At 67.3% G+C, this 22,101-nt stretch carries 16 protein-coding genes; 2 read left to right on the forward strand and 14 right to left on the reverse strand.

Going from position 1 to position 22,101, the window contains the following annotated elements; genetic code table 11:
* Positions 1-22 precede the first annotated feature (22 nt).
* The 4 genes from NM1_RS42405 to NM1_RS41365 form a co-directional block, all read right to left on the reverse strand.
* Positions 23-166 (reverse strand): type II toxin-antitoxin system Phd/YefM family antitoxin, encoded by a 144-nt coding sequence (locus tag NM1_RS42405; RefSeq protein WP_157123972.1) that lies wholly within the window; start codon positions 164-166, stop codon positions 23-25.
* Between the two features lie 23 nt (positions 167-189).
* Entirely contained in the window at positions 190-729 is a 540-nt protein-coding gene (locus NM1_RS41360; RefSeq protein ID WP_084519882.1) for a DUF6879 family protein, read from the reverse strand.
* A 71-nt stretch (positions 730-800) separates the two neighbouring features.
* Positions 801-1,640 (reverse strand): helix-turn-helix domain-containing protein, encoded by an 840-nt coding sequence (locus NM1_RS21705; protein ID WP_084519883.1) that lies wholly within the window; start codon positions 1,638-1,640, stop codon positions 801-803.
* Positions 1,637-2,170, reverse strand: a complete 534-nt coding sequence (locus NM1_RS41365; RefSeq protein WP_084519884.1) for a DUF6879 family protein — start codon at positions 2,168-2,170, stop codon at positions 1,637-1,639. The genes NM1_RS21705 and NM1_RS41365 overlap by 4 nt, the downstream gene beginning before the upstream one ends.
* 560 nt (positions 2,171-2,730) lie before the next feature.
* Between NM1_RS41365 and NM1_RS42410 the strand changes: the two genes are divergently transcribed.
* Entirely contained in the window at positions 2,731-2,886 is a 156-nt protein-coding gene (locus NM1_RS42410) for a hypothetical protein (protein WP_157123975.1), read from the forward strand.
* A 286-nt stretch (positions 2,887-3,172) separates the two neighbouring features.
* Here the strand turns inward: NM1_RS42410 and NM1_RS42415 are convergent, their stop codons facing one another.
* The 7 genes from NM1_RS42415 to dprE1 all read right to left on the reverse strand — a co-directional run bounded on the left by NM1_RS42415 (position 3,173) and on the right by dprE1 (position 17,427).
* The gene (locus tag NM1_RS42415) at positions 3,173-3,451 is read right to left on the reverse strand and encodes a hypothetical protein (protein WP_147289045.1); all 279 of its coding nucleotides are present in this window, start codon (positions 3,449-3,451) and stop codon (positions 3,173-3,175) included.
* A gap of 179 nt (positions 3,452-3,630) precedes the next feature.
* Positions 3,631-7,008 carry an arabinosyltransferase domain-containing protein gene (locus tag NM1_RS21715; protein ID WP_068022679.1) on the reverse strand — a complete coding sequence of 1,126 codons (3,378 nt, stop codon included), beginning with the start codon at positions 7,006-7,008 and terminating at the stop codon, positions 3,631-3,633.
* 223 nt (positions 7,009-7,231) lie between these two features.
* Complete coding sequence (locus NM1_RS21720) at positions 7,232-10,594, reverse strand: arabinosyltransferase domain-containing protein (protein ID WP_068022682.1); 3,363 nt, start codon at positions 10,592-10,594, stop codon at positions 7,232-7,234.
* A gap of 86 nt (positions 10,595-10,680) precedes the next feature.
* Positions 10,681-12,558: a glycosyl transferase gene (locus tag NM1_RS21725; protein ID WP_084519891.1), complete on the reverse strand. Its 1,878-nt coding sequence runs from the start codon at positions 12,556-12,558 to the stop codon at positions 10,681-10,683.
* Positions 12,559-12,776: 218 nt separating this feature from the next.
* Entirely contained in the window at positions 12,777-14,834 is a 2,058-nt protein-coding gene (locus NM1_RS21730) for a galactan 5-O-arabinofuranosyltransferase (protein ID WP_084519886.1), read from the reverse strand.
* 344 nt (positions 14,835-15,178) lie between these two features.
* The gene (gene dprE2, locus NM1_RS21735) at positions 15,179-15,940 is read right to left on the reverse strand and encodes a decaprenylphospho-beta-D-erythro-pentofuranosid-2-ulose 2-reductase (RefSeq protein ID WP_068022692.1); all 762 of its coding nucleotides are present in this window, start codon (positions 15,938-15,940) and stop codon (positions 15,179-15,181) included.
* On the reverse strand, positions 15,937-17,427 hold the full coding sequence (gene dprE1 / locus NM1_RS21740) for a decaprenylphosphoryl-beta-D-ribose oxidase (protein ID WP_114699691.1): 1,491 nt from the start codon (positions 17,425-17,427) through the stop codon (positions 15,937-15,939). The genes dprE2 and dprE1 overlap by 4 nt, the downstream gene beginning before the upstream one ends.
* 72 nt (positions 17,428-17,499) lie before the next feature.
* Between dprE1 and NM1_RS21745 the strand changes: the two genes are divergently transcribed.
* A complete protein-coding gene (locus tag NM1_RS21745) occupies positions 17,500-17,955 on the forward strand; it encodes a GtrA family protein (RefSeq protein ID WP_084519892.1) in 456 nt (151 codons plus the stop codon).
* Positions 17,956-18,054: 99 nt separating this feature from the next.
* Here the strand turns inward: NM1_RS21745 and NM1_RS21750 are convergent, their stop codons facing one another.
* The 3 genes from NM1_RS21750 to NM1_RS21760 form a co-directional block, all read right to left on the reverse strand.
* A complete protein-coding gene (locus NM1_RS21750) occupies positions 18,055-18,675 on the reverse strand; it encodes a pyridoxamine 5'-phosphate oxidase family protein (RefSeq protein ID WP_068022694.1) in 621 nt (206 codons plus the stop codon).
* Positions 18,676-19,055: 380 nt separating this feature from the next.
* Positions 19,056-21,272, reverse strand: a complete 2,217-nt coding sequence (locus NM1_RS21755) for a molybdopterin-dependent oxidoreductase (protein WP_068022697.1) — start codon at positions 21,270-21,272, stop codon at positions 19,056-19,058.
* Between the two features lie 150 nt (positions 21,273-21,422).
* Positions 21,423-21,905, reverse strand: coding sequence for a hypothetical protein (locus NM1_RS21760; protein ID WP_068022774.1), 483 nt, complete (start codon positions 21,903-21,905; stop codon positions 21,423-21,425).
* Positions 21,906-22,101 lie beyond the last annotated feature (196 nt).

Below are 22,101 nucleotides of genomic sequence, written 5' to 3' on the forward strand. Positions count from 1 at the left end.
TGGCCGCGGCAGGCGATGACGATCACCTGGTCGTCATCGGGTCCGCATCGCCGTCGGCGTCGATGAGGTCGTGAGCTTGTACTTGCCCGCATTCGGCCTGAGCAATGCCACGTGCGAGCCAGGCCGCGCTGGCCGAGTTGGAAAGCAGGTGTTCCGTCTCCTTCATCGCTTCCTCCTGAATGCAACTTGTCACTGCTCGGATAAGTTTTCCGGTTCGTTGAAATATTCGCCGTACGGAATGGCGGTCTGCCAAAGTCGATATTTGACGAAGCTGCAGTATTCGACTAAGCCAGGGTCGGTGGTGATGGCCAAACCTGCTGGTTTTCCGTGACTATCTACCAGATTATAGACCACACGATTTTCATCCATAAGCCACCAGTCGTCCTGCGGGGTTTCTCCGGCCTGGTGACGCGGAATATATCGAATGTCCTCGCCTGCCTCGACATTATGATGAGTTACCGAAAGGAGCCAGCGCTGATAGTCACTGTGCGGAACGGTGACGACACGAACTCGGCTCATTGATACGCCGCGTCCAGTGGTTTCCCGGACGAGGGCTTGCCAGGGTGTACCGGGGTCGCGGGGTGGGGGTTCGCCGTTCAGGAATCGCCTCAGTCGCTCGGATTCGTGCGGCACCGCGTACGAGTCCCTGACCTCCAAGTGGAACGCTTCCTGCCTGCACTCGCCGAACAGGCTCACCCACGCTGCATGATCAACCGTGCGGAACTGCACCGTAGAACGTCCTCTCCGTCATCGGTACCTCGATAGGTGTGCCTCGTGGTCCGCCGGCATCAGCTGGTCGTTCACCGGGACCGCTCCTCGAGGGCCTTGCGAATCAGTTCCCTGGCCGCCTCTCCGGTTACGGATTGTTTTGCCAGAACGTCGAAGGCTCGGCCATAGAGCGCTATTTCTCGAGGTTGGGTTATGGTTATTTCGGCGGTATGTCCCTCTACCTTGACCATGTGGTTGTCGAACATCACGTAGTTCTCGACGATGACCCTGCCCTCCGCAGCGGCCGGGACTATTCCTAGTGTCACTCTGGGCATTCCTATTAATGAGTGAATTCGATCGAGCTGTCCCGTCATTACATCATCGGTGCCGATAGTCGTATACAGGGCCTGTTCGCCGATCAGAAAATGGAATCTGTGCCCCCGTCGGTAGAGAATGAGCTGGCGTTCCATTCTCTTGGACACGCCTTCGTCTATATCGTCCGGAACCTGGTAGAACTCGATCGAGGAGCGTAGGATTGCTTCAGCATAATCGGCGGTCTGGAGCAGTCCTGGGATGATCTGCGGTTGCCAGTTTCGAATGTGCTTGGCCTCGGCTTCCAGCTTGATGGATTGCTGCTGACGCCGTTTAATTCCACCGGCTCCGAGTATTCGCCTCCACTCGACATACGCGGCATCTATATTGTGGCGGGTAGCAAGAAGGTCCGGCAACTGCTCGCGAGCATTCGAATGGGTGCAGTAGGCCTTGATGTCGGAATCGGAAGGATTTATGCGTCCATATTCGATCTTACTGCACTTGCTTTCGTGCCAACCTTCGCGGCGGGCAAGCTCACGGCCCGTGAGTCCGGCCGAGCGTCGCATCTCCCGGAGTCGCCGACCGAGAGCTTCCCGTGCTTCCTGTACCGCATGTGTCACTGCAAACGACTCTCCGTTGAGACGTATTCAATGAATGGAGTAGCCAATGACCACAGATGTTCCCTGGCTCGCTGGCAGTACTCTACTATTCTGGGGTCGATCGTTATTGCTGCGCCGGCCGGTGCTCCCTCTCGATCGATCAGGTTGTAGCAAACGGTTTCATCGTCGAACAGCCAAAAATCATCGGCCGGGACATCCTCGGCACTGACGAGATGACGCGGAAGATAACGAATGTCTTCACCGGCTTCGATGTTGTCCGAAGTCTCGGTGAGCAACCACCGTTGATAATCACTGTGCGGAACTGTGATAACTCGTACGCGACTCACGACTACGCCGCGCCCTGTTACCTCCACGATCAGATTGTTCCATGCATCCCACGACTCTTCGACCTTTGACTCTCCATTCAAGAACCTTTGTAGGCTATCGGACTCGCTCGGGACGGCATAGGTATCCCGGACTTCCATGTGGAATGCTGAGCGTTTCGCCTCCAGAAAGAGGTCAGGCCAAGGACTGTGCTGCCGCAGTTCCACCGTAGTAGGTCCTCCCGTTCCTCGGTACCTCGATTGCAGTCTCGTCTGGTTGCATGGCGAGCTGGTCGAGCGTGTCCTTATCCGTGATCGGCCTGCCATCGAGGGTGAATGTACCCCGACCGGTATCTGTCATCGGCGCACCTATGAACGTGTCAGGTTCGGTGAAACCGAGTAGCAGATGCGGTATCTCGACTGTTTGCGGTGCCCCGGTTCGCCACCCGATCACCAGGTATGCACCGTCGTCCGTCGCATAGAGGCTCGGGCAGTCGCCAGATTTCGATCCGGTTCGGCCGAGGAAACGTAGACGCATGATCTTCCCTCCTGTACCTGTGTGCAGCGGCTTGCAGCACAGGTTCGATGATCGCTCATGCTGATGTGCTATGTACAGGGTCGGCGTAGCCTTGTGCAAGCTGGTGCACATTCGTGGATCTGAGTTCTCTGCGTCAGTAACTTCAGCGATGGCGCTCGGGTCCGGAGCTCTCGATCCAGTTCAGATCATGCGTGACCACGGCATACCCGGACTCGAGCTGCCTCACCATCAGCCGAGTAGGGAGTCGGTAATGAACTGGCGTACAAGGCTTTTCGAGTTTCCCGGTGGACTGCTGGAGGTTCAGGCCTACCTGGGTTCCGACCCGGAGGGCGGGCCGGGGGTGTTCATGGAGTTGGTGTACGGCGATGACGGTCGAGATGGCGTGTCGGACTGTGAGCAGTTGTGAGCTGGGAGGTGGGGTTGCTCGTGGCGATCGCTCTGCCGCTGGGGGTTTGCTGCGCCGCTGTGTGCTGGCCTGAGCGTGTTCCGAAGGACAAGACGGTCAAGGCAATCCGCGAACCTGTCGAGCAGGAGGACGGCTGAGGGCGGCCGAGATTGTCGTCGACAGCCCGATCGACCCATAGGTCCGATAGCCGCCGCGCGCCCCTCGTCGCGCGGCGGCATTCACGTCCGGTGCGCATCTCAGCGCGACGACGACCCCGGCCGTGCGTCTCAGTGCAGCTGGGACAGCCCTACGCTTCGGGCGGTGGTGCGTAGTTGGGTGGTGGGGCGTCGTCGGTCGGCCGCCAAAGCCAATATGTCAGTGCGCCGTTGGTCGTTTTCACCTCGCGGCATATCCATGTGCGCCCGTCCGTGCCCTTCGCCTTCTGCCCGGCGCGTTGCTCGGTGCAGGCCAGTCTGGGCGAGCCGTCGTCGGCGGCAGCCGTCGGTGCGGCGGCCAGCTGCGCCACCGCGGGTGCCGCCGCGACCAACAGTGCGGCAAGGGATACCAAGGCTGAACGTCCGTGCATGATTACCTACCTTCACGCCGATCCGCGTGGGTCGTTCCACGAGCGCCACCGTGTGACGCCACCGCCGAGTGTGAGTCGACCACCGCCGGACCGGTCCGGGGCGACAGCATGCGCGTACGCCCCCAAAAGAAAGCGGGCGGCGCAATCACCATGCGCCGCCCGCTGTTTCGCGTCCTATCTCAGAACACCCGCAGCTGCCCCGGTGACCAGAATCCGGAGCGGCTGGCCGTGCCCGTGCTCACCTCGGCCGGTGCCGCCTTGTAGTACTGGTCGTAGCGCTCCAGCGAACCCCAGTCCCGCGCCCAGTCGTTCTTCATATAGGTCGGGATGGTGGTCGACTTGGCCAGCATCTGCGAGAAGCCCAGGGGCCCACCGAATTCCTCGGCCTGCCAGGTATCGGTGGAGCTCACCGCCAGCGGACGATCGGGCAGGATGCGGTAGTTCGGCACCTCGGCGACGCCGTCGAGGTGGTTGAACGGCCGCTGGCACGGGAACTGCAGGCCCACGGCCCAGTCCAGCAGCACCGGCTGTTCGGTGCCGACGACCGTGTTCAGCGACTGCAGCTTCGGCACGCGCGGCGGCGTGAACGCCAGCCACTGGTCACCGATCAGGATCGGGTCGTTGGCGACGATGCGCACCGTATCGGCCTCGGGCGAGATCTGATCCAGCGGCACCCGCAGGTTGCGCCAGGTCGGGAACGGTCCGATATCGCGCGGCAGGTAGCTGCCGAGCTTGGTGACCGAGCCGTCGGGCTGCTTCTTGCCGTAGTCGACGGTCAGCGACTGGCCGTAGTCGACGTTTCCGGTGTCATCGACCGACAGGATGCGGCCCGCCGCCGAAATCACCACCAGCGGCGAATCTTCCGACCGCGGCGGCAGCTGGTACCAGCTGGAGGTCAGGTTCGCGGGCTGCTGCACGTTCTCCTGGTAGCTGCCCATCACCGGCGTGGTCGCCGGATCGAGCCCGAACGGCAGCGCCACGGTGCTGCCGTTGACGCCGGTCTGCTGGGTGCGGCCACCGCCGGTGCCCGCGTTCTGGCCCTCGGCGAACGCCGCGCCCACCGACTGCGTGGACGTGTTACCGGTGCCCGGCTTGACCTCGACGGAGTCGGCCTTCAGATCGGTGGGAACTCCGTTGGGGGAGAAGCCGACCGGATTGCCGCCCGCGAGCGGGTCGTCGTTCTTCGGCGGATGCGCCGGATCGATGATCGGCGTCAGGTTGCCGCTGTTGACGTTCTGCTCGACGAGCACGTCGTTGGCGAGACCGCACGAATTACCGCTCACCGCATCGAAATTCGAGCGCGCCAGTGAGTACGCGGGGTACTGCCACACCGCGCCCTTCACCAGCGAGAACACCTCGAACAGCACCATCGCCGCCGCGACCACGGTGAGCGGGATCGCCGCGAACCGGCGAATTCGTCTGCCGCGCGCGGTCTTCGCGCTCGCCGGCGGCTTCGCATAGCCCTCGCGCAGCGACTGCCACGCCACCAGCGCCAGCGCCAAGCCGAACAGCACCAGCATGATGGTGTTCGACTCGATGCCCCTCAGCGACACCGTCTTGTCGAACCACGGCACCCCGAAGCTCGATACGTACCAGTAGCCGTTGATGCCCGAGAACGACAGCGCCAGCGCGAACAGCAAGGCGGCCAGGAAGATCGACCGGTTCTTGCGCGAGCGCAGCGCGGTCGCCGACACCGCGACGGCGGTCACCGCCGCCAGCGAACCGGCGATGCCCGCGTAGGCGCCGAAGTGGTGGGTCCACTTCGTCGGGTTGAACATCATGAAGAAGATGGTTCCGAACACCACGCCCATCAGCCGCCACGTCGGGCCGCTGGCGATGCCCGGCACCTTCACGCGGCGCAGCAGCACCATCATCGTGGTGAACAGGCACAGCAGCATCACCAGGAATGCGAACCGGCGGGCGAGCGAGCCGTCCACGGTCTCGACGAACAGGTAGTAGTAGCGCAGATAGTCCTCGTACCAGGCCAGGTTCGGACCCGCGAGGCGGCGCACCCGGTTGGCCTCCTGGATCGCGGCGAAGGTCTGGTCGCTGTAGACGACGGTGAGCACGAGGAAGCCCGCGGCCGCGATCGGCGCCAGCAGCGGCAGCGTCGAACCCCACCAGGTCGCCTTCCAGCCGGATTCGCCGGCGGCCAGTTCGCGGCGCTTGCGCACCGCGACCCGCACCAGCGGGCGGATGCCCGCGAGCAACGCGGCCACACACATCAGGCCGGTCGGGGCGGCGGCCAGCGTGAACGCCGCGACCAGGACCGCGACCGCCGCGGGCAGCAGCCGGGAGGTGGCGATGGCCCGCTCGATCGACACCCAGGTCAGCAGCGCGCCCAGCGCGACGATCGGCTCCGAGCGCAGGCCGTTGTCGTAGGGCATCCAGAACGCGAGGAAGACCAGGCCGCCGGTCCACAGCGCCACCTTCGAGGTGCGCACGCCGCGGCCCAGCCGGGGCACCACCTCGCGGCTGATCACCATCCAGCACAGCAGTCCGCACAGCAGCGCCGGGATCCGCACCCACGCGCTGGCCGTGGAGACCTGCGCGAACGCCTGGATCACGTAGTAGTACCAGCCGAACGGCGCCTCCGGCACGCCGTACCAGCGGAAGTAGTTGGCCAGATAGCCCGCGTGCGGGGCGACCCGCACCATGCTGAGGATGTATCCGTCGTCGGAGGTGTTGGCGCCGACGAAATGCCACACCAGCAGCGTGCCCGCGACGGCGCCGTCGGCCCAGGTCGGCTTCAGCCAGTGCGCCGGGAAGATCCGGCGGTGGCCGCGGCGGTCACCGGTGTCGAGCCGGCCGAGCGCGGCCAGCGCGATCAGCGTGCACAGCACCGCCGCGATCATCGCGACCAGCTTGATCACGGTGGGGGTGGTGGAGAACCGCGAGTCGACCGTCATGTGGAACGACAGGCCCTCCGGCGCGCCGCCCTTCAGATCGGTGAACACGCCGACCACCTGCGGACGCAGGTCGCCCTCCAGCGTGCCCTCGATCGGCGCGGTGACGGTTTCGGTGGCGCCCGGTGCACCGCCCTCGACAGGCTGCTCCACCTCCCGGGTCGCCCCCTGGAACGCCGCGTGGGTGCGGTTGTGGTCGGAGGAGATGACGATCGACGAACATCCGGCGAGCTGGGAGCGCTCCGCCGACGCCACCACCGCATTGCGGTCCACGACGTCCACCGAGGTGTCCGACACCCGGATGAACATCGCCTCCAGGGACGCTCGATCGCCCTGCGGCGGCGCGGTTGCCAGCAGCATGCCGCCCTGCGGGGGTAGCCCGTCGACCAGCGAGCAGGGAATCGTCGCGTTCAGATCGACGGGGACTTGCGACATGAGCGGCGCCTGTACGCTGCCGACGGTCCCGTTCTGCGGCCAGTTCACCTCGGAGGTGGTCTGGGTGACCGGCAGGAACGGGGTGGCTATCGCGAACAGCGCGCCGAGCAATCCCACGACCAGCGCGATCAGTCGGGCATTGCGGAAGTCACGGGGCGTCGCGTCGGGCGCGGAGGCCTCCGGTTTCGTCAAGACAGCAGTTGCGGCGTCGGGCACGGTTGGTGATGTTATCTGCCCGCGCTGTGAGTGACTGTGTTCACTCGGATCCTGCTGTTCACATCCACAGTGCGGCGGCTCGCCTCGAGGTTGATTCGTCACGATCCGGGTCCGGACGGGCCGATCCCCGCCAGGCGGCGGCCATAGCCGGAACGTTGCACGACACGCCGGGATGACCGCCATCGAAACCTGGCGTGGCGGTCATCCCGGGCAGTTTCCGGGGTCAGCTCGTCTTGATCGGCACGTCTTTCGCCCAGCCCCAGCGATTTTCGACGGTGACGCCGACCGTCGCCGGTGTCGCGGAGGGAACGTAGGGCGTGTACCGCTCCAGCGAACCCCAGTCCCGGCTCCAGTCGTGATCCAGGTAGCCCGGGACGGTCTGGGCCTCGAGCAGCAGCCCGGTCCAGCCGAGCGGGCCGCCGCCGATATTGTCCTGCCAGGCGTTGGAGGCGTCGGCGCCGACCCGGTCGGGCAGGATGCGCCACTTCGGCACCTCGGCGACCCCGTCCTTGTGATCGAAGGGCCGCTGGCACGGGAAGGCGAGGCCGACGTGCCAGTCCTCCAGCACCGGATCCTGGTGGCCCACCACCGAATCCAGGGTGTCGAGCTTCGGCAGCCGCGGCGGCGTGACCGCCAGCCACTGCTTCGGGGTGAGGTCGTTGGCGACCGCGACGATGCGGACCGCGTTGGTGCCGTCCGGAATTCGATCCAGCGGCACCCGCATATTGCGCCACGACGGTGCGCCGCCGACGTCGAGCGGCTGGAACTCGCCGAGCGGCTGTTCCGAACCGTCCTCGGCCCGGTGCGCGAATTCGACGCGCAGGTCCTGGCCGTAGGTGACCACGCCGTCGGCGTTGACCGACTTGATCCGCCCGGCCGCGCTGATCGCGAGCAGCTGGTAGGCGGGGTCCTTGCGGGCGTCGGCCAAGTCGAGCCGGTACCACTGCGAGGTCAGATGGGCCTGCTGCTTGTCGCCGGTGGTGTAGCTGCCCATGACCGGGGTGCGGGCGGGGTCCAGGCCGAACGGCAGCTTCACGGTGCTGCCGTTGATGCCCGCCTGCTCCGTGCTGCCGCCGCCGGTGCCCGACCGGGTGGTGTTGGTGGTCTTGTTCTCGGACTTGGTGTCGACCGAATTCGCGCCGCCGGTGACGGTTTCCTCGGCGTCGGCGGTCAGGTCGCCGGCCACGCCGTCCGGAGTGAATCCGACGTTCTCGGCGGCCAATCCGTCCGCGGGTGAGCCGGTGTAGGGCTGCAGCAGCGAGTCGGCGGTGTTGGTCTCGACGAGTACGTCGTTGGCCATTGCACACGAATCACCGCCCAGCGCACGCAGATTCGACTTCGCCACCGAATAGGCCGGATACTGCGCGATGGCGGCCTTGCCCAGCGAGGCCACCTCGAGCAGCACGACGGCCGCGGCGGCGATGGTCAGCGGCTGGATCGCGAACTTGTCGAAACGATTGCGGCCATTGCCGTTTCGATACGGCTCCCGGTAGTACTGCCACGCGGCCAGCAGCAGGCTCAGTACCGCCAGGCCGAGGAACGCCGTCGAGAAGCCCTTGCCCGCGATCAGCGGCGCCTTGTCCCACCACGGCACGCCGTAGCTGGAGACGTACCACCAGCCGTTGGATCCGGTGAAAGTCACTGCGAGCAGGAAGAATACGGCCGCGGCGAACAGCGAGCGGTTGTACCGTGCGCGAATTCCGTTGATTCCCACCGCAACCGCGGTGAGCGCGGCCAGCGACCCGGCCAGCCCGGCGTATACGCCGAAGTGGTGAGTCCATTTCGTCGGGGTGAACATCATCAGCAGCAGCGACATGAACACGATCCCGAGGACGCGCGCCGAGGGTCCGCGCGAGGTGCCCGGGATCCGGCCGTTCTTGCGCAGCATCACCAGCACGCACACGCCCAGGCACAGCAGCATGCCGAGGATGCCGAAGCGCCGGGCCAGCGAGCCGTCGGGCGAGAGCATCAGCAGCGAATCCCAGCGGGTGCGCTCGTCGAACCAGGCGACGTTCGGCCCGATGATGGTGCGGACCCGGGTTGCCTCCATGACCGTGGCCAGCGTCTGGTCGGCGAAGACCACCACCATCACCAGCACTCCGGCCGCGGCGCCGGGCGCCAGCAGCGCGCCGTACCGCAGGATCATCGACCAGGCCCCGCGCTTGGTCGCCGGGCCGTTCACCGTTGTTCCGGCGGGCTTCTGGTCTTCTCCTGTTCCGCCCTGCTTCTGGTTTTCTCCTGTTCCGGCATGCTTTTCGCCGGAATCCAATTCTCCCCGTGCGCGTTTGATGATGATCTGCAGCACCGGGCGGGATCCCGCGATCAGCGCGGCGATGCAGATGAGCCCCGTCGGCCCCGCCGCCAGCGAGAATGCCGCGATGAGCACGGCGATCGCGGCGGGGAGCAGGCGCCCGGTGGCGATGGCCCGCTCGATCGAGCACCAGGTGAGCAGGGCGCCCAGCGCGATCAGCGGCTCCGGCCGCAGGCCGTTGTCGTAGGGCAGCCAGGCGGCCAGGAACACCAGGCCCGCCGTCCAGATCGCCACCTTGTCGCGGCGCACCCGGGCGCCCAGGCGCGGCAACACCTCCCGGCTGATCACCAGCCAGCACACGATCCCGGCCGCCAGCGCGGGCAGCCGCATCCACCAGCCCGCGTCGCTGACCCGCGTCATCCAGGCGAGCACCTCGTACGGCCAGCCGAACGGCGCCTCGGCCACGCCGAACCAGCGGTAGTAGTTGGCCATGTAGCCCGACTCTCGCGACGCCCGGGCCATATTCAGGATGTAGCCGTCGTCGGAGGTGTTGGCGCCGATGACATGCCACAGCAGCAGCGTGCCGAGCACCACCGCGTCGGCGATGCTGAACCGCCACCAGTGCGCGGGCAGGAACCGGCGCGGCCGCCGGCCGTCGGCGGTGTCGATGAGGTGCAGGCAGACCAGCGCGACGAGGGTGAGCACGACCGCGGCGATGATGGCCGCCAGCTTCAGCGGGCTGGGGCTCGAGGAGAAGCGCGAGTCGATATTCGCGTGCAGGTGGGCGTCACCCAGCTGGGCGCGCTCCAGATCGGTGAAGACGCCGACGACCTGCGGGCGGATATCGCCCGATACCGCATTGCGAAAGGGGCTGCCGTCGGCGCGCGTGACCCCGGTGAGTTCGGCGCTCGTCGCGGCGGCGCTCGACTCGACGGTCAGGGCGGTGCAGCCGCCGACCTCGGCCATCGGCGCCGAGAGCAGCGGGATGTCGTGCAGCAGGATCGACAGCGTGCGATCGCCGCCGGGCTCGCCGACGATCTTGGCCATCAAGCCCTTCGCGCTGGCGTCCGGCGCCTCGGCGGGCACCGTGGACACCACGGTGCCGCTCGGCAGGTCGCGGAACGCCGTACATGGGATCGTCAGCTGCAGATCCAGCGGCGAGTACGACACCAGCGGCGCATCCACATTCACCGACTGCGGCTGCGGCCAGTCCAGCGACGCGCGGTCCTCCCGCACCGGCAACAGAGGTGATATCGCCGCCAACAGCACGGCGAGCACACCCGATACGAGGGCGATCAGGCGGACCGGAGAAACCGCTGGAGAGTCTGCGCGCACGATCCACGATGCTAACCACCCGGCTGGGAATTCGACTCAGCACCCGTGTTGTGGCCGCCGACACCGGACTTCGCTCACCGAGTGGCTCAGCGTAGGGGGCGGACGTCCCAGATCCAGACGCCGTCGATGTATTTGCCGGGGAAGCCGAGTAGTTGGTCGAGGGTGGCGTGGATGGCGCCGCCGTTGACGGACGGCGGCAGGACGACGACGTCGGCCTTCCAGTAGTTCAGGTCGGCGAGGGCGCGGTCGCGGGCGGCGTCGTCGATCCCCGGGACGCGGTCGTACTGCTGGGCCTGCATGAGCAGGGTGGCGGTGGGCCGGTCGTCGGCGCCGTACTGGCCCTTCTTCTCGCCGTTCGGGCCGACGAAATAGCCGCCTGCGAGCGGGAATGCGAGGTCCGCGTCGATCTGCCAGCGCAGCGGGCGCGCGTCCAGGCGATACGGCGGGGGTGCGATCACGACCGACCCGCCGCTGACGTACTGCCGCACCGTGCCGTCGGTGAAGAAGGCCGGGGTGGGGGTGCGGTGGGTGACCGGCAGGATCGTCGGCACCAGCGGGGCCAGCGTCAGGGCCAGCACGCCGAACCAGATCAGCGGCCGCGGGTCGCCGAGCGACTGCCGCCCGTAGGCGATCGCGCGTTCGGTGCCCAGGGCCAGCACGATCGCGATGGCCGGGATGGCGGCCATCGAGAATCGGGTCTCCAGCACCGTATTCAGCAGCGGCACCTGCTCGAGCCACTTCCAGGGCAGGCTCACATTGGTCATACGCCTGCCGAACGACGCCGACACTCCCAGCGACATCACGATGAAGACGACGATCACCGCGGCGGCCGCCCGCACCACGCGGTAGTGGTTGCGCGCGGCGTCGCCGGAATCCGGCCCGTCGAGGCGCGCCCAGCCACGGCGCCGCCACAGCAGCACCACGGTCACCGCCACCAGTGCCAGCAGCGGCCAGCCGAAGTAGGAGTTGTCCTCGGTCGGGTTGATGCCGACGTTCTGCCCGGGTGCGAAGACGCCGCCCAGCGACTCGGCCGGGAACTGCACCAGCGCCTTGAGGTCGTTACCGGTCGGGCCGTGGTCGATGGACTTGTAGCTCTGCGGGCCGAAGAACTGCCACCACAGCGGAACCGCCGTGAGCGCGAGGGTGAGCAGGGCCGCCGGCCCGACCGTCGGTGCCACGGTCCGGGTTACCCGCCAGCCCAGCCGCGGAGCGTGCAGGTAGTAGACGACAGCGAACAGCCCGAAGGCGAGCGCGAAGATCAGCAGCGGTTCCTCGCCGAGCGCGATCTGCAGCGCCACCAGCACGCCCAGCACCGCGGCCTCGCGGGCCCGCCGGGCCCGGGTCGGGGCGGGTCCGGTGGCGGCACGGCGGGCCATGCGGATCATCAGGAGTGCGATCACCGGCAGCAGCGCGAGCATCACGAAGTTCGGGTGGGCGTTCGCGTGCGAGATCATCGCCGGGGCGAAACCGCAGAACACGCCGCCCACGAACGCCGCGAACCGCGACGTCACCATTTCCCGCGAAAACAGCCAGTACCAGGCGAAACTGGTGGCGGCCAGCCCGGCCGTGAGCACCAGCACGTAGGTGGTGGTGGGTCCGAACAGCAGGGTGACCGGGGTCAGCGGCACCCCGACGCCGAACATGGCCGTATTGGCCATCATGTTCACACCGGCCGGGAAGTTCTGCAGGGTGGTCCCGAGCGGGCTCTCCAGATTCGCGACCGAATGCGCGGTGACGGCGAAGAACCACTCCCACATGGACTGGTCCTGGCCGCTCTTGATCAGGTAGCCGTTCTCGGTATCGCGCCACTGCCCGGACAGCACGATGACGGCGCAGGCGGTGTAGACCGCTCCGACCAGCACGTCGACGCGGGAGGACCACAGTCTCGCGGCCAGTCTGGCGCGGCGGGAATCCCGGGGGGATGCGGCGACCGGTGCCCCACCGGCTCGCGTCGGCGGGTCCAGGACTGCTGTTGCGGTTCCCCCCGATCGCGTCGACGCGATGCGGTCAGATTCCCCGCCCGATACCACAGGCAAAACTCCTCTTACTGGACGAACTCAGCGGCCCACGCTACCTGTGAACACTGAGATCGTGCTGGGCGACCGGTGGGTTATCCACAGAAAATGACGTATTCCACAGTTTTATCCACAGGTTGAGCGGTTTGTGCACAGCGACGAACCCGTCAATGCCGCACGACAACCGTGAACGGCCCGATCTCGGTCAGCCGGAAGTGCGGATCCTCGAACAGCGTCTTGGGGAACGACACCGTGTACCGGCGCACGTTGGGGTCGTTCGGATAGACGTCCTCGGCCAGCCGCAGCGTGTAGCTGTCGCCGCTGCGGCGGAAGACGAAGGCGTCCGGCGCCCGCCAGGGGCTGTGCGCGAGCGCGTCGAGCAGTTCGGCCGGGGACTGCAGCCCGCTCCAGCGCTTGATCTCGGCCGAGCGCCCGGCGAAATCGGCCAGCGGGTTCGCATAGTGCGAGGTGAGCGCCTGGAAGCCGTAGTACGGGTAGTAGGCCAGGAAGCTGGTGTCGGCGGTCAGCACCACGGACGCGTCGCGGGGCCGCCCGGTCTGGGCGGTGAGGGCCGCATCGATCTCGCGGTAGTGGGATACGGCCGACGGGCTGCGCTGGTCGGCGCGTTCGCCGTTGCCGTCGGTATCGGTGTAGGCGGTGGTGATCTCCGTGTTCAGAATGCTGGGGATGGTCTGGGCGAATGCCAGCGCCGCGAGCGCCGCGACCGCCGCCGTCACCACACGGAAACGCTGCGGCTCGTTCAGCGCCTGGTAGACGGCGCGCGCGCCCTCCACGAACCCGAATACCCCGGCCGCGGCGAGGAGCACCTGCAGAATCGGCTCCAGCCGGAACGACAGTGCGGTCATGCCGACCGCGGTGACCGCCATCGACGCCAGCGACCACAGGTAGATCGCCACGACCCCGATCCCCAGCGCCTGCGCCCGCCGCGAACTCGCCGCCCGCAGCACCAACCAGACGGTGCCGATCAGGCACAGCAGGCCGAGCAGCGGCTCGGCGAAGTCGAACATCGGGAACGACAGCCGCGCCCCGGGCTCGGGCAGATAGTGGAGTGCCGAGCCGCCGGATTTGGGCAGCGACGAGGTGAGCGCCTTCCACAGCCACGGGCCCCAGGTGATCAGTGCCAGCACGCCGGTGATCACACCCATGACGACCAGCCGGGCCAGGATCGGCCACAGCAGCTGCAACGCGCTCGGCCCGCTCGCGGCCTGCCGCGGCTGATGCACCGCGTCCGCCCGCCGCTGCCAGAGCAGCGACCCCCACGCGACGACGGCCATCAACACCACCGTGAATACCGCCACGGCCGCGAACAACTGATAGAACATCGCCGCGAGCCCGAGGAACAGCCCGGCGCCGATCACCGCACCCCAACCGCCCGCGGTGGGGACAGCGCCGTCCGCTACGCCTTGTGCCGCGGACCTGTCCGCGCTCATTCCGGCACCGGATTCGGCGTCTGTGCTCCCGGCGTCCCGAGCGCTCGCCGACCTGTCCGCACCGGTCCACTCCGCCGGGCGGTACAGCGCGCCCCAGGCCAGGATCATCGCCGGGGCGAACAGGACCACCAGGACGGCGCTGTAGGCCTCGGGTGACGCGAACGCCACCGTCACGGCCGTGGTCGCCGCCGCCACCGCGACGGCCCAGTCGGCGCGAATCAGCTTGGACCACAACACGAGTGCGAGTGCCGCCGCCACGGCCAGCGAGCCGATGGCGTAGGGCTTGAACGCCTCCCATCCGGGCATCCCGAGCAGGTTCGCCACCCGCCCGCCGATCCAGAACCACCCGGCGGGGTAGTACGGCGGCAGGTCGATATACGTCATATCGTGCAGCGCCGCGCTGTCGGTCAGTCGCGTCAGGTATTCGGTGCGGAACTCCTGATCGACGGAGACGCCGAACAGATACAGCTTCGTCGCCCCGAGCGGCATGCCCAGGGTCACCGTCACGAAGCTCGAAATCCCGGCCCAGGACAGCACTTTCGCCAACCACGGCCAGCGCCGCAGCCGGATGAGCACGACCGCCGCGATCAGCACCACCACCGAGGCGACCTGACCGACGGTGGTCAACGCCCGAGTCACATTGGAGGAATTGAACGCCGGCCACTGCACGGTCCCGAACGCCACGAGCCCCACGGCGGCCACAACGGCCGCGACCGCCGCCGCGAGCACCGCCTCACCAAGACCGCCGCCAACCTGCCGGACAAGTACTCGCACGCTGCCTCCGGATTCCTCTGTCGCCTGCACTGGACGCGAGCCGTGCGTCAGCCTAGTCAGCCGTGCGCGACCCGGCCGTGTCGGCGACGCAGATCAGTCGGCAACGGGTCATGTACGTCGATGGCGACGTCGGGCTGAGTTGCGGCGGTCGGCCTTGTGTCGATGGCGACGTCGGGTCGAGTGGCGGCGGTCGGCCTGTGTCGATGGCGACGCCGGGCCGAGTGGCGGCGGGTCGCATGGGTCGACGGCAACGGGCATCGAGCAGTGATTACGTCGGTGATGGATACGGCAACGGCCGACAGCGGACCGTTGTGTCGGCGGTCGCTGTCGGCCGTGTGCCCCGATCAGATGGGGAGCCGGCGGAAGATCGCGCGGGGGACGTGGCGGAGGATCATCATGACCCAGCGGAAGGTGCCGGGCGCCCAGACGATCTCCTTGCCCCTCTCCGAGGCCGAGACCGCAAGCGCCGCAACGTCTTCCTTGTTGACGGTGAGCGGGGCCTCGTCCACGTGCGCGGAGAACTTGGTGCGCACCTGGCCGGGGCGGACGACCGTCACGCGCGGCCCGTAGGGGCGCAGCGCCTCGCCCAGACCCAGGTAGAAGCCGTCCAGTCCGGCCTTGGTGGAGCCGTAGACGAAGTTGGCGCGCTTCACCCGCTCACCGGCGACCGAGGACATGACGACGATCCGGCCGTAGCCCTGGGCCTTCATCTTCTCGCCGACCAGCACGCCGACCGAAACCGATGCGGTGTAGTTGACCTCGGCGACGCGCACCGCCTTCTGCTGGTTCTGCCACAGCTCCTCGGCGTCGCCGTCCAGCGCGAAGGCGACGATCGCGACGTCGATATCGCCGTCGGCCCACGCCTGCTCGACAACCTTCGGATGGCTGCCGGTATCGAGCGCGTCGAAGTCGACGACCTCGACCTTCGAGGCGCCGGCGGCCTCCAGCTGCGCCACCGAATCGGCGCGCAGCGGATCGTTCGGCAGCGCGGCGAGGACGATCCGGGCCGGGCCCTTCTTCAGATATTCCGCGCAGATCGCCAGGCCGATCTCGGAGGTGCCCCCCAGCAGCAGAATGTTCTGCGGGTTACCTACGGCATTGATCACTGCAGCTCCAGCCTTCTCGCCATATCGGATATGAAAACGCCTGTGGGATCGACATTTCGGCGGATCTTGATCCACTCGTCGATCCGGGGGTACATCTTGTGGAAGGCCTCGGCCGTGGTGCGGGAGTCCTTCGCGGTGTAGAGCCGGCCGCCGAATTCGAGCACGCGCCGGTCCAGATCGGTGACGAGCTCGTTCAGGCCCGGCCGGATCGGGAAGTCGCAGCAGATGTTCCAGCCCGGCATCGGGAAACTCAACGGAGCCGGATTACCCGGGCCGAACAGCTTGAAAACGTTCAGCGCCGAGATGTGCCCGGAGGCCTGAATATCGACGATGATCTTCTTGAATTCCTCGACCGCCTCGGTGGGCACCACGAACTGGTACTGCAGGAATCCCGCGGGTCCGTACGCGCGGTTCCATTCCGCGATCATGTCCAGCGGATGATAGAACTGCGTCAGGTTCTGGATCTTGCCGGTGTAGTTGCCACCCATGGCGTAGTACGCCTCGCCGACCGCGCCCAGCGTCAGCCGGTTGGCGGTGAAGCTCGGGAAGATATTCGGCACCGTCATCAGTTGCGGCGCATCGAATTTCAGCGGATCGCGCCGCTTCCGCTTCGGTAGTTCGTCCACCTTGGCCAGCCGACCGCGAGTGATGCACGCGCGCCCCAGCTTCGGCGGCGCGTTCATGACGTCGAACCACGCGCTGGAGTAGGTGTAGTTCGCCTCGCTGCCATCGCTGTGCGCGGCGATCGTCTCGTCCAGGGTGAGCGTCTTCACGCCGTCGTTGATGAAGTACGCCGTCTCGGTCGGCGTCATCTCGATCTGCGCGCGCAGGATGATGCCGGTCAGCCCGTTGCCGCCCACGGTCGCCCAGAACAGCTTCGCGTTCCGCTTGGGCGAGATGTGCTGGACCTGGCCGTCCGCGGTGAGCAGGTCCAGCGAGCGCACATGGTTGCCGAAGCTGCCCTCGCTGTGGTGGTTCTTGCCATGGATATCGGAGGCGATGGCGCCGCCGATGGTCACCTGGCGGGTGCCGGGTAGCACCGGGACCCACAGCCCGAACGGCAACGCGGCCTTCATCAACTGATCCAGGCTGACGCCGCCGTCGACATCGACGACGCGGGTGTCGCGGTCGATGCGATGGATCTTGTTCAGCGCGGTCATGTCGATGACCAGGCCGCCCGCGTTCTGGGCGTGGTCGCCGTAGGAGCGGCCCAGCCCGCGCGCGATCACTCCGCGCCGCAGATGCTTGGGCTTGGACTCGTTGTCCTCCGCGACCATCGCCACGGCCTGCGCGATCAGCTCGGGATCGCCGGTCGAGAGCACTTCGGCCGAGGTGGGTGCGGTGCGGCCCCATCCGGTCAGTCGGCGGGTGCGGGTGGGCAAGTCGTAGCGTTCGGCCGACCCATTGCTGTCATTCTGTGACGCAGCGCCGTCGCCCGCATTTTTTGCAGGACCCGCGGCGGTGGAGGTCTGAGCTTTCGTGGACATCGGCATAGAGGCTACAGGTATGACCGGACATCGGTCCCGGTGTCGGAATCGCGAACCCGCTACGCTCGTGCCGTGTCCGCGGAACCCCACCTTCCTCTGCCGCCCGAGCTGCCCCTGGTCGATGAGCCGGGTGGTACGGACGTCGGCCTGAAGACGCAGATCATCCGCTTCGCGCTGTCCGGCGGTTTCTCCGCGATCATCGACTTCGGCCTCTACACCCTGCTGCTGCAGGTGGTGGGCCTGCCGGTGGCGGTATCGAAGTCGCTCAGCTTCATCGCGGGCACCACGACGGCCTATCTGATCAACCGCCGCTGGACCTTCCAGGCGCCCCCGAGCCGGGCCCGCTTCCTGGCGGTGGTGGTGCTGTACGCGCTCACCTTCGCCGTACAGGTCGGCATCAATCAGGTCCTCTATCACGTGCTGCCCGACGAGTGGTGGCGGATCTTCCTGGCGTTCATCGTCGCGCAGGGCACCGCCACGGTGATCAACTTCATCGTCCAGCGGGCCGTGATCTTCAAGATCGGCTGAGCGACTCGCCGACCCCGGATCGCGCCGCTGCGGGCCGGGGATCGGGTGAGGGAACCCGCCGACCCCGGAGGGCGCCGTTGCAGACCGGGATCGGCGGATTCAGTGTTCGGCGACCAGTGCTCGCTGCTGGGCCCTCGCGCCGAAGTAGTCGCCACCCTTGGCGATCGGATTGTCGGTGCCCCACTGCCGCTCCTCGCGGGCGGCGGGCACCAGGTGCGGAATGTGCTTGCGGCAGTGGATATAGGCCTCTTCGACATCGACCACGACCCAGCGCTCGGCGGTCCGGCCGCGCTCGGCGGCGGGCAGCCCGGGTACCCGGCGGCGCAGCGCCGGATCCTCGACGACGCGGGCGGATCCGTTGATGTGCAGGCCGATGAGGTCGTGCACGAAATCGATGAGCAGGATCCCGATGTGCGGGTTCTCCCACAGGTTGCCGAGGGCCGCCATGACCCCGTTGCCTCGATACTCTGGATACGCAAGAGTGCGTTCATCGATCACGTGCAGGAAGCCGGGTTTGCCCGCCCGGAGACTGGCATCGCACTCGCCGTGCCGGTCGGCGGTGGCGATGAAGGCCATGTCCATCCGCCGGACGAAGTCGATCATCCTGGTATTCAGCCTGTCCAGGACCTGTTCGCGGTAGAAGCGCTGGGCGCGGTCCCGGGTACCGCACCGCTCCTGGAGTTCCTGCTCGCCGTCGCTTCCGCATCGCACATCGGGCATGTCACGCCGCCTCGGGTTGCTGGAGTCCGCACGAGCCAGGTTCGGCGCTGAACCGTGGCTATGTCGAAATCGTATAGACCTGAACAGCATTAGGTTCGGCAAATACGAAAACTGGCTGGTGAAGGGGGTTTACGTCCCATTCGGCCAGTCCTCGGCATCGTGTTCTCGACTGAGGATCCTCCCGGAATCCGGGTGTCGCAAGGAGATGTTCTCCGTTAGCTGCGTCGATGCTGACCTTCGGGGAGGGTCGTGGGGGCCGACTTCTCTTGTTGCCGAGCGTGATTCGCAATATTGCGTTGTCTTTTTTGCTCGATTTGCCCGATCTTGTCGGGCCGCCCACGATGTTATCCCCCTTGCACGGGACGGGTGGTTCGGTGGGCTCAGGCGGGGGTCAGTGTCACCGGTACGCCGTTGAATACCGCATTCCCCGACGGGGCGTCCACCAGCGAATCATCGGTCAGGGTATTGGCGTTCACGCCCGCGTGCTCTCGTGCGACCGACTGGGCGCTGTCGGTATGTCCCCAGCCGTGCGGCAGGCTCACCACGCCCGGCATGATCTCGTCGGTCGGCTCCACCGGCACCGTGAGCATGCCCGCGGCGGACTTCACCACGGCCCGGCCGTCGATCCCCAGGCGGGCGACATCGTCCGGGTGGATGTGCAGCGTGCAGGTGTTGGACCCGCCGACCAGCGTCGCCACGTTGTGCATCCAGCTGTTGTTGGAGCGCAGCTGCCGCCGCCCGATCAGCACCATGCCCGGCGCCGGATCGGCGAGCCGGTCGCGCAGCCGGGCGACATCGGCGAGCAGCTCCGGCGGTGCCAGCTCGACCTGCTTGGATGCCGTGCGGAGCACGCCGGGCAGCCGGGGCCGCAGTGGTCCCAGGTCGATGCCGTGCGGATTGTCCAGCAGCACTTGCAGATTCAACCCACCGGGGGCGATGTCATCGGGAATCTCCGCCGCGGCCGGATTCCATTCGCCGTAGGGCCCGAGCCGCAGCATCATATCGATGCGCTGCTCGGTGCTGTCGGCGCCGCGCAGATCATCGCGGCGATCCAGCAGGCCCGCGCGATGCAGGGTGCCCGCGATGATCAACTCGTCGACCGACTCCAGCGGGTCGCGCCCGGGCTCGAGCTGCTGCCCGGCCGCCGCGAGGGCCAGACGCGCCACGATCTCCGCCTCGGAGGGCCGGTCGCCCATCGGCTGTAGCGGCCGCGAGTAGCGCGCGTAGTTGTGGACCGCGAAGTTCAGCAGGGCGAAATCGTAATGCGGCGACTGCAGCGTGCGCGGCGGCGGCAGGATGACATCGGCATGGCGCGTGGTCTCGTTGAGGTAGCGGTCCACGCTCACCATGAACTCCAGCTCGGCCAGGGCCGCGCCGAGGCGGGCGCCGCTCGGCGCCGACAGGACCGGGTTACCGGCCACCGTCACCAGCGCCCGGACCTGCCCCTCACCGGGGGTGCGGATCTCGTCGGCGAGCGTCGCGATCGGGAATTCGCCCATGGCCTCGGGCAATTCGCGCACCCGGCTGGTCCAGCGGCCGAGGCGGAACGGGCGGGTGCGGACGATGCCGAGCGCGGCGGCGGTGGCGAACATGGCGCCGCCGGGACGATCCAGATTGCCGGTGAGCACGTTGATCACGTCCACCAGCCACTGCGTCAGCGTGCCGAACTCCGCCGTGCAGGTGCCGATGCGGGCGTACACCGCGGCCGTCGGCGCGGCCGCCAGCTCCCGCGCGATCCGCGCGATGGTCTCGGCGGGGACCCCGGTGCGCTCGGCGACCACCTCGGGCGGGAACGCCGTTGCGGCCGTGCGTACCTCGTCGAACCCGTTCGCCTCGACCCCGGGTGCGGTCAGGCCCTCGGCGAACAGCGTGTGCACGATGCCGAACAACAGGTAGGCATCGCTGCCGGGGCGGACGAACAGGTGCTCGTCGGCGAGTTTCGCGGTGCGGGTGCGCCGGGGATCGACCACCACGAACCGGCCGCCGCGCTTGCGCAGCGCCTTCAGCCGTCCCGGGTAATCCGGTGCGGTGCACAGCGATCCGTTCGATTCCAGCGGGTTGGCGCCCAGCATCAGCAGATAGTCGGTGCGGTCGAGATCCGGCACCGGGACCGTCAGCGGATCACCGAACATCAGGCCGCTGGCCACCTGCTTGGGCATCTGGTCCGCCGTGCTGGCGGAGTAGAGGTTGCGGGTGCTCAGCGCGCGGATCAGCGGCGGCAGGTACAGGGCGCCGGCGATGGTGTGCGCGTTGGGGTTTCCCAGATACAGCGCCGTGGCCTGGCGGCCGTGCGCGCCGACCAGCGCGGGCAGCCGCTCGGCGATCAGGTCGAACGCCTCCTCCCAGGAGGCCGTGCGCCAGGTGTCGGTGGCGCGGTCGCGGATCATCGGCTCTGTCAACAGATCCGGGTCCTCGTCGAGATGGCCGAGGCTCGCCCCCTTCGGGCAGATGAACCCGCGGCTGAACGGATCCTCGCGGTCGCCGCGGACCCCGATCACGTGATCGTCGGCATCGAGGGTGATCTCGAGTCCGCACACCGCCTCGCACAGCGGGCAGGTGCGGAGCAGGGTCCGGGTGTCGTCCGTGACGCGCGTCATAGCACCATCATCACCCGTAGCACCGACATGCGCGATTACTCACGACATAAAACCGCGCCCCGGTGGTGTCGGTTCACCGGGACGCGGTTCGTAGTCACTGTGCTGTTGTACCGGCCGCCGGGCTCGCAGGTATCCGGCAGGCGGTCTGCCTCAGCTGGCGAGGCGGGCGAGCTGCGCCTTGCGGCCCGATCGGGCCGAGCGCACCGCGGCCGCGATCGCGACCACCGGCGGGATCCAGCGGGCCTCGCCGGGTGCCACGCCCCAGCAGGCCGATCCGGTCGAGAGCTGGGTCGGCGGCAGCGGGATACCGGCGCCGTCGGTGTACACGGTGGCACCGGCCGCGCGCAGCGCCTCCAGCGCCATGGCGGCCTTGCGGACGCCGGTGACCAGATGGATCTCGCGACGCTCGGCGCCCGGGATCTCGATCACCGGACCGGACAGGTTGTTCGCCCGGAGGAACCGGCGCACCTTGCCGGCGAGCTCGCCGGTGACCTCGATGCCCGAAACTTCCTCGTCGGTGATGAGGCAGATGCCGTTGGCCGTTTCGGCGACCGTCCAGCCGCGCTGGATGTAGTCCTGCGCGGTAGCGGCCAGTGCTGCCGCCGAGACGGAAGTCGGAAACGTCGTGCGCACTGTCTTCTCCATTCCCCGGGTAGATCTAGGTCCTGCGTTGGTGTTCATGGGACGTATCGGGCCACGTGGGACAGCTCGTTACACGTTTGCGAAACTTTCTTGCCCGCCGTCGAATTCATCACAAGATCACCTTTTGATTCCGTGTTGCTATGACTTTCGCCGAACCGGACGTGACATCCGTTCGAGCTCGAGCGTC

Source organism: Nocardia mexicana NBRC 108244, assembly GCF_001613165.1.
Classification (GTDB): domain Bacteria; phylum Actinomycetota; class Actinomycetes; order Mycobacteriales; family Mycobacteriaceae; genus Nocardia; species Nocardia mexicana.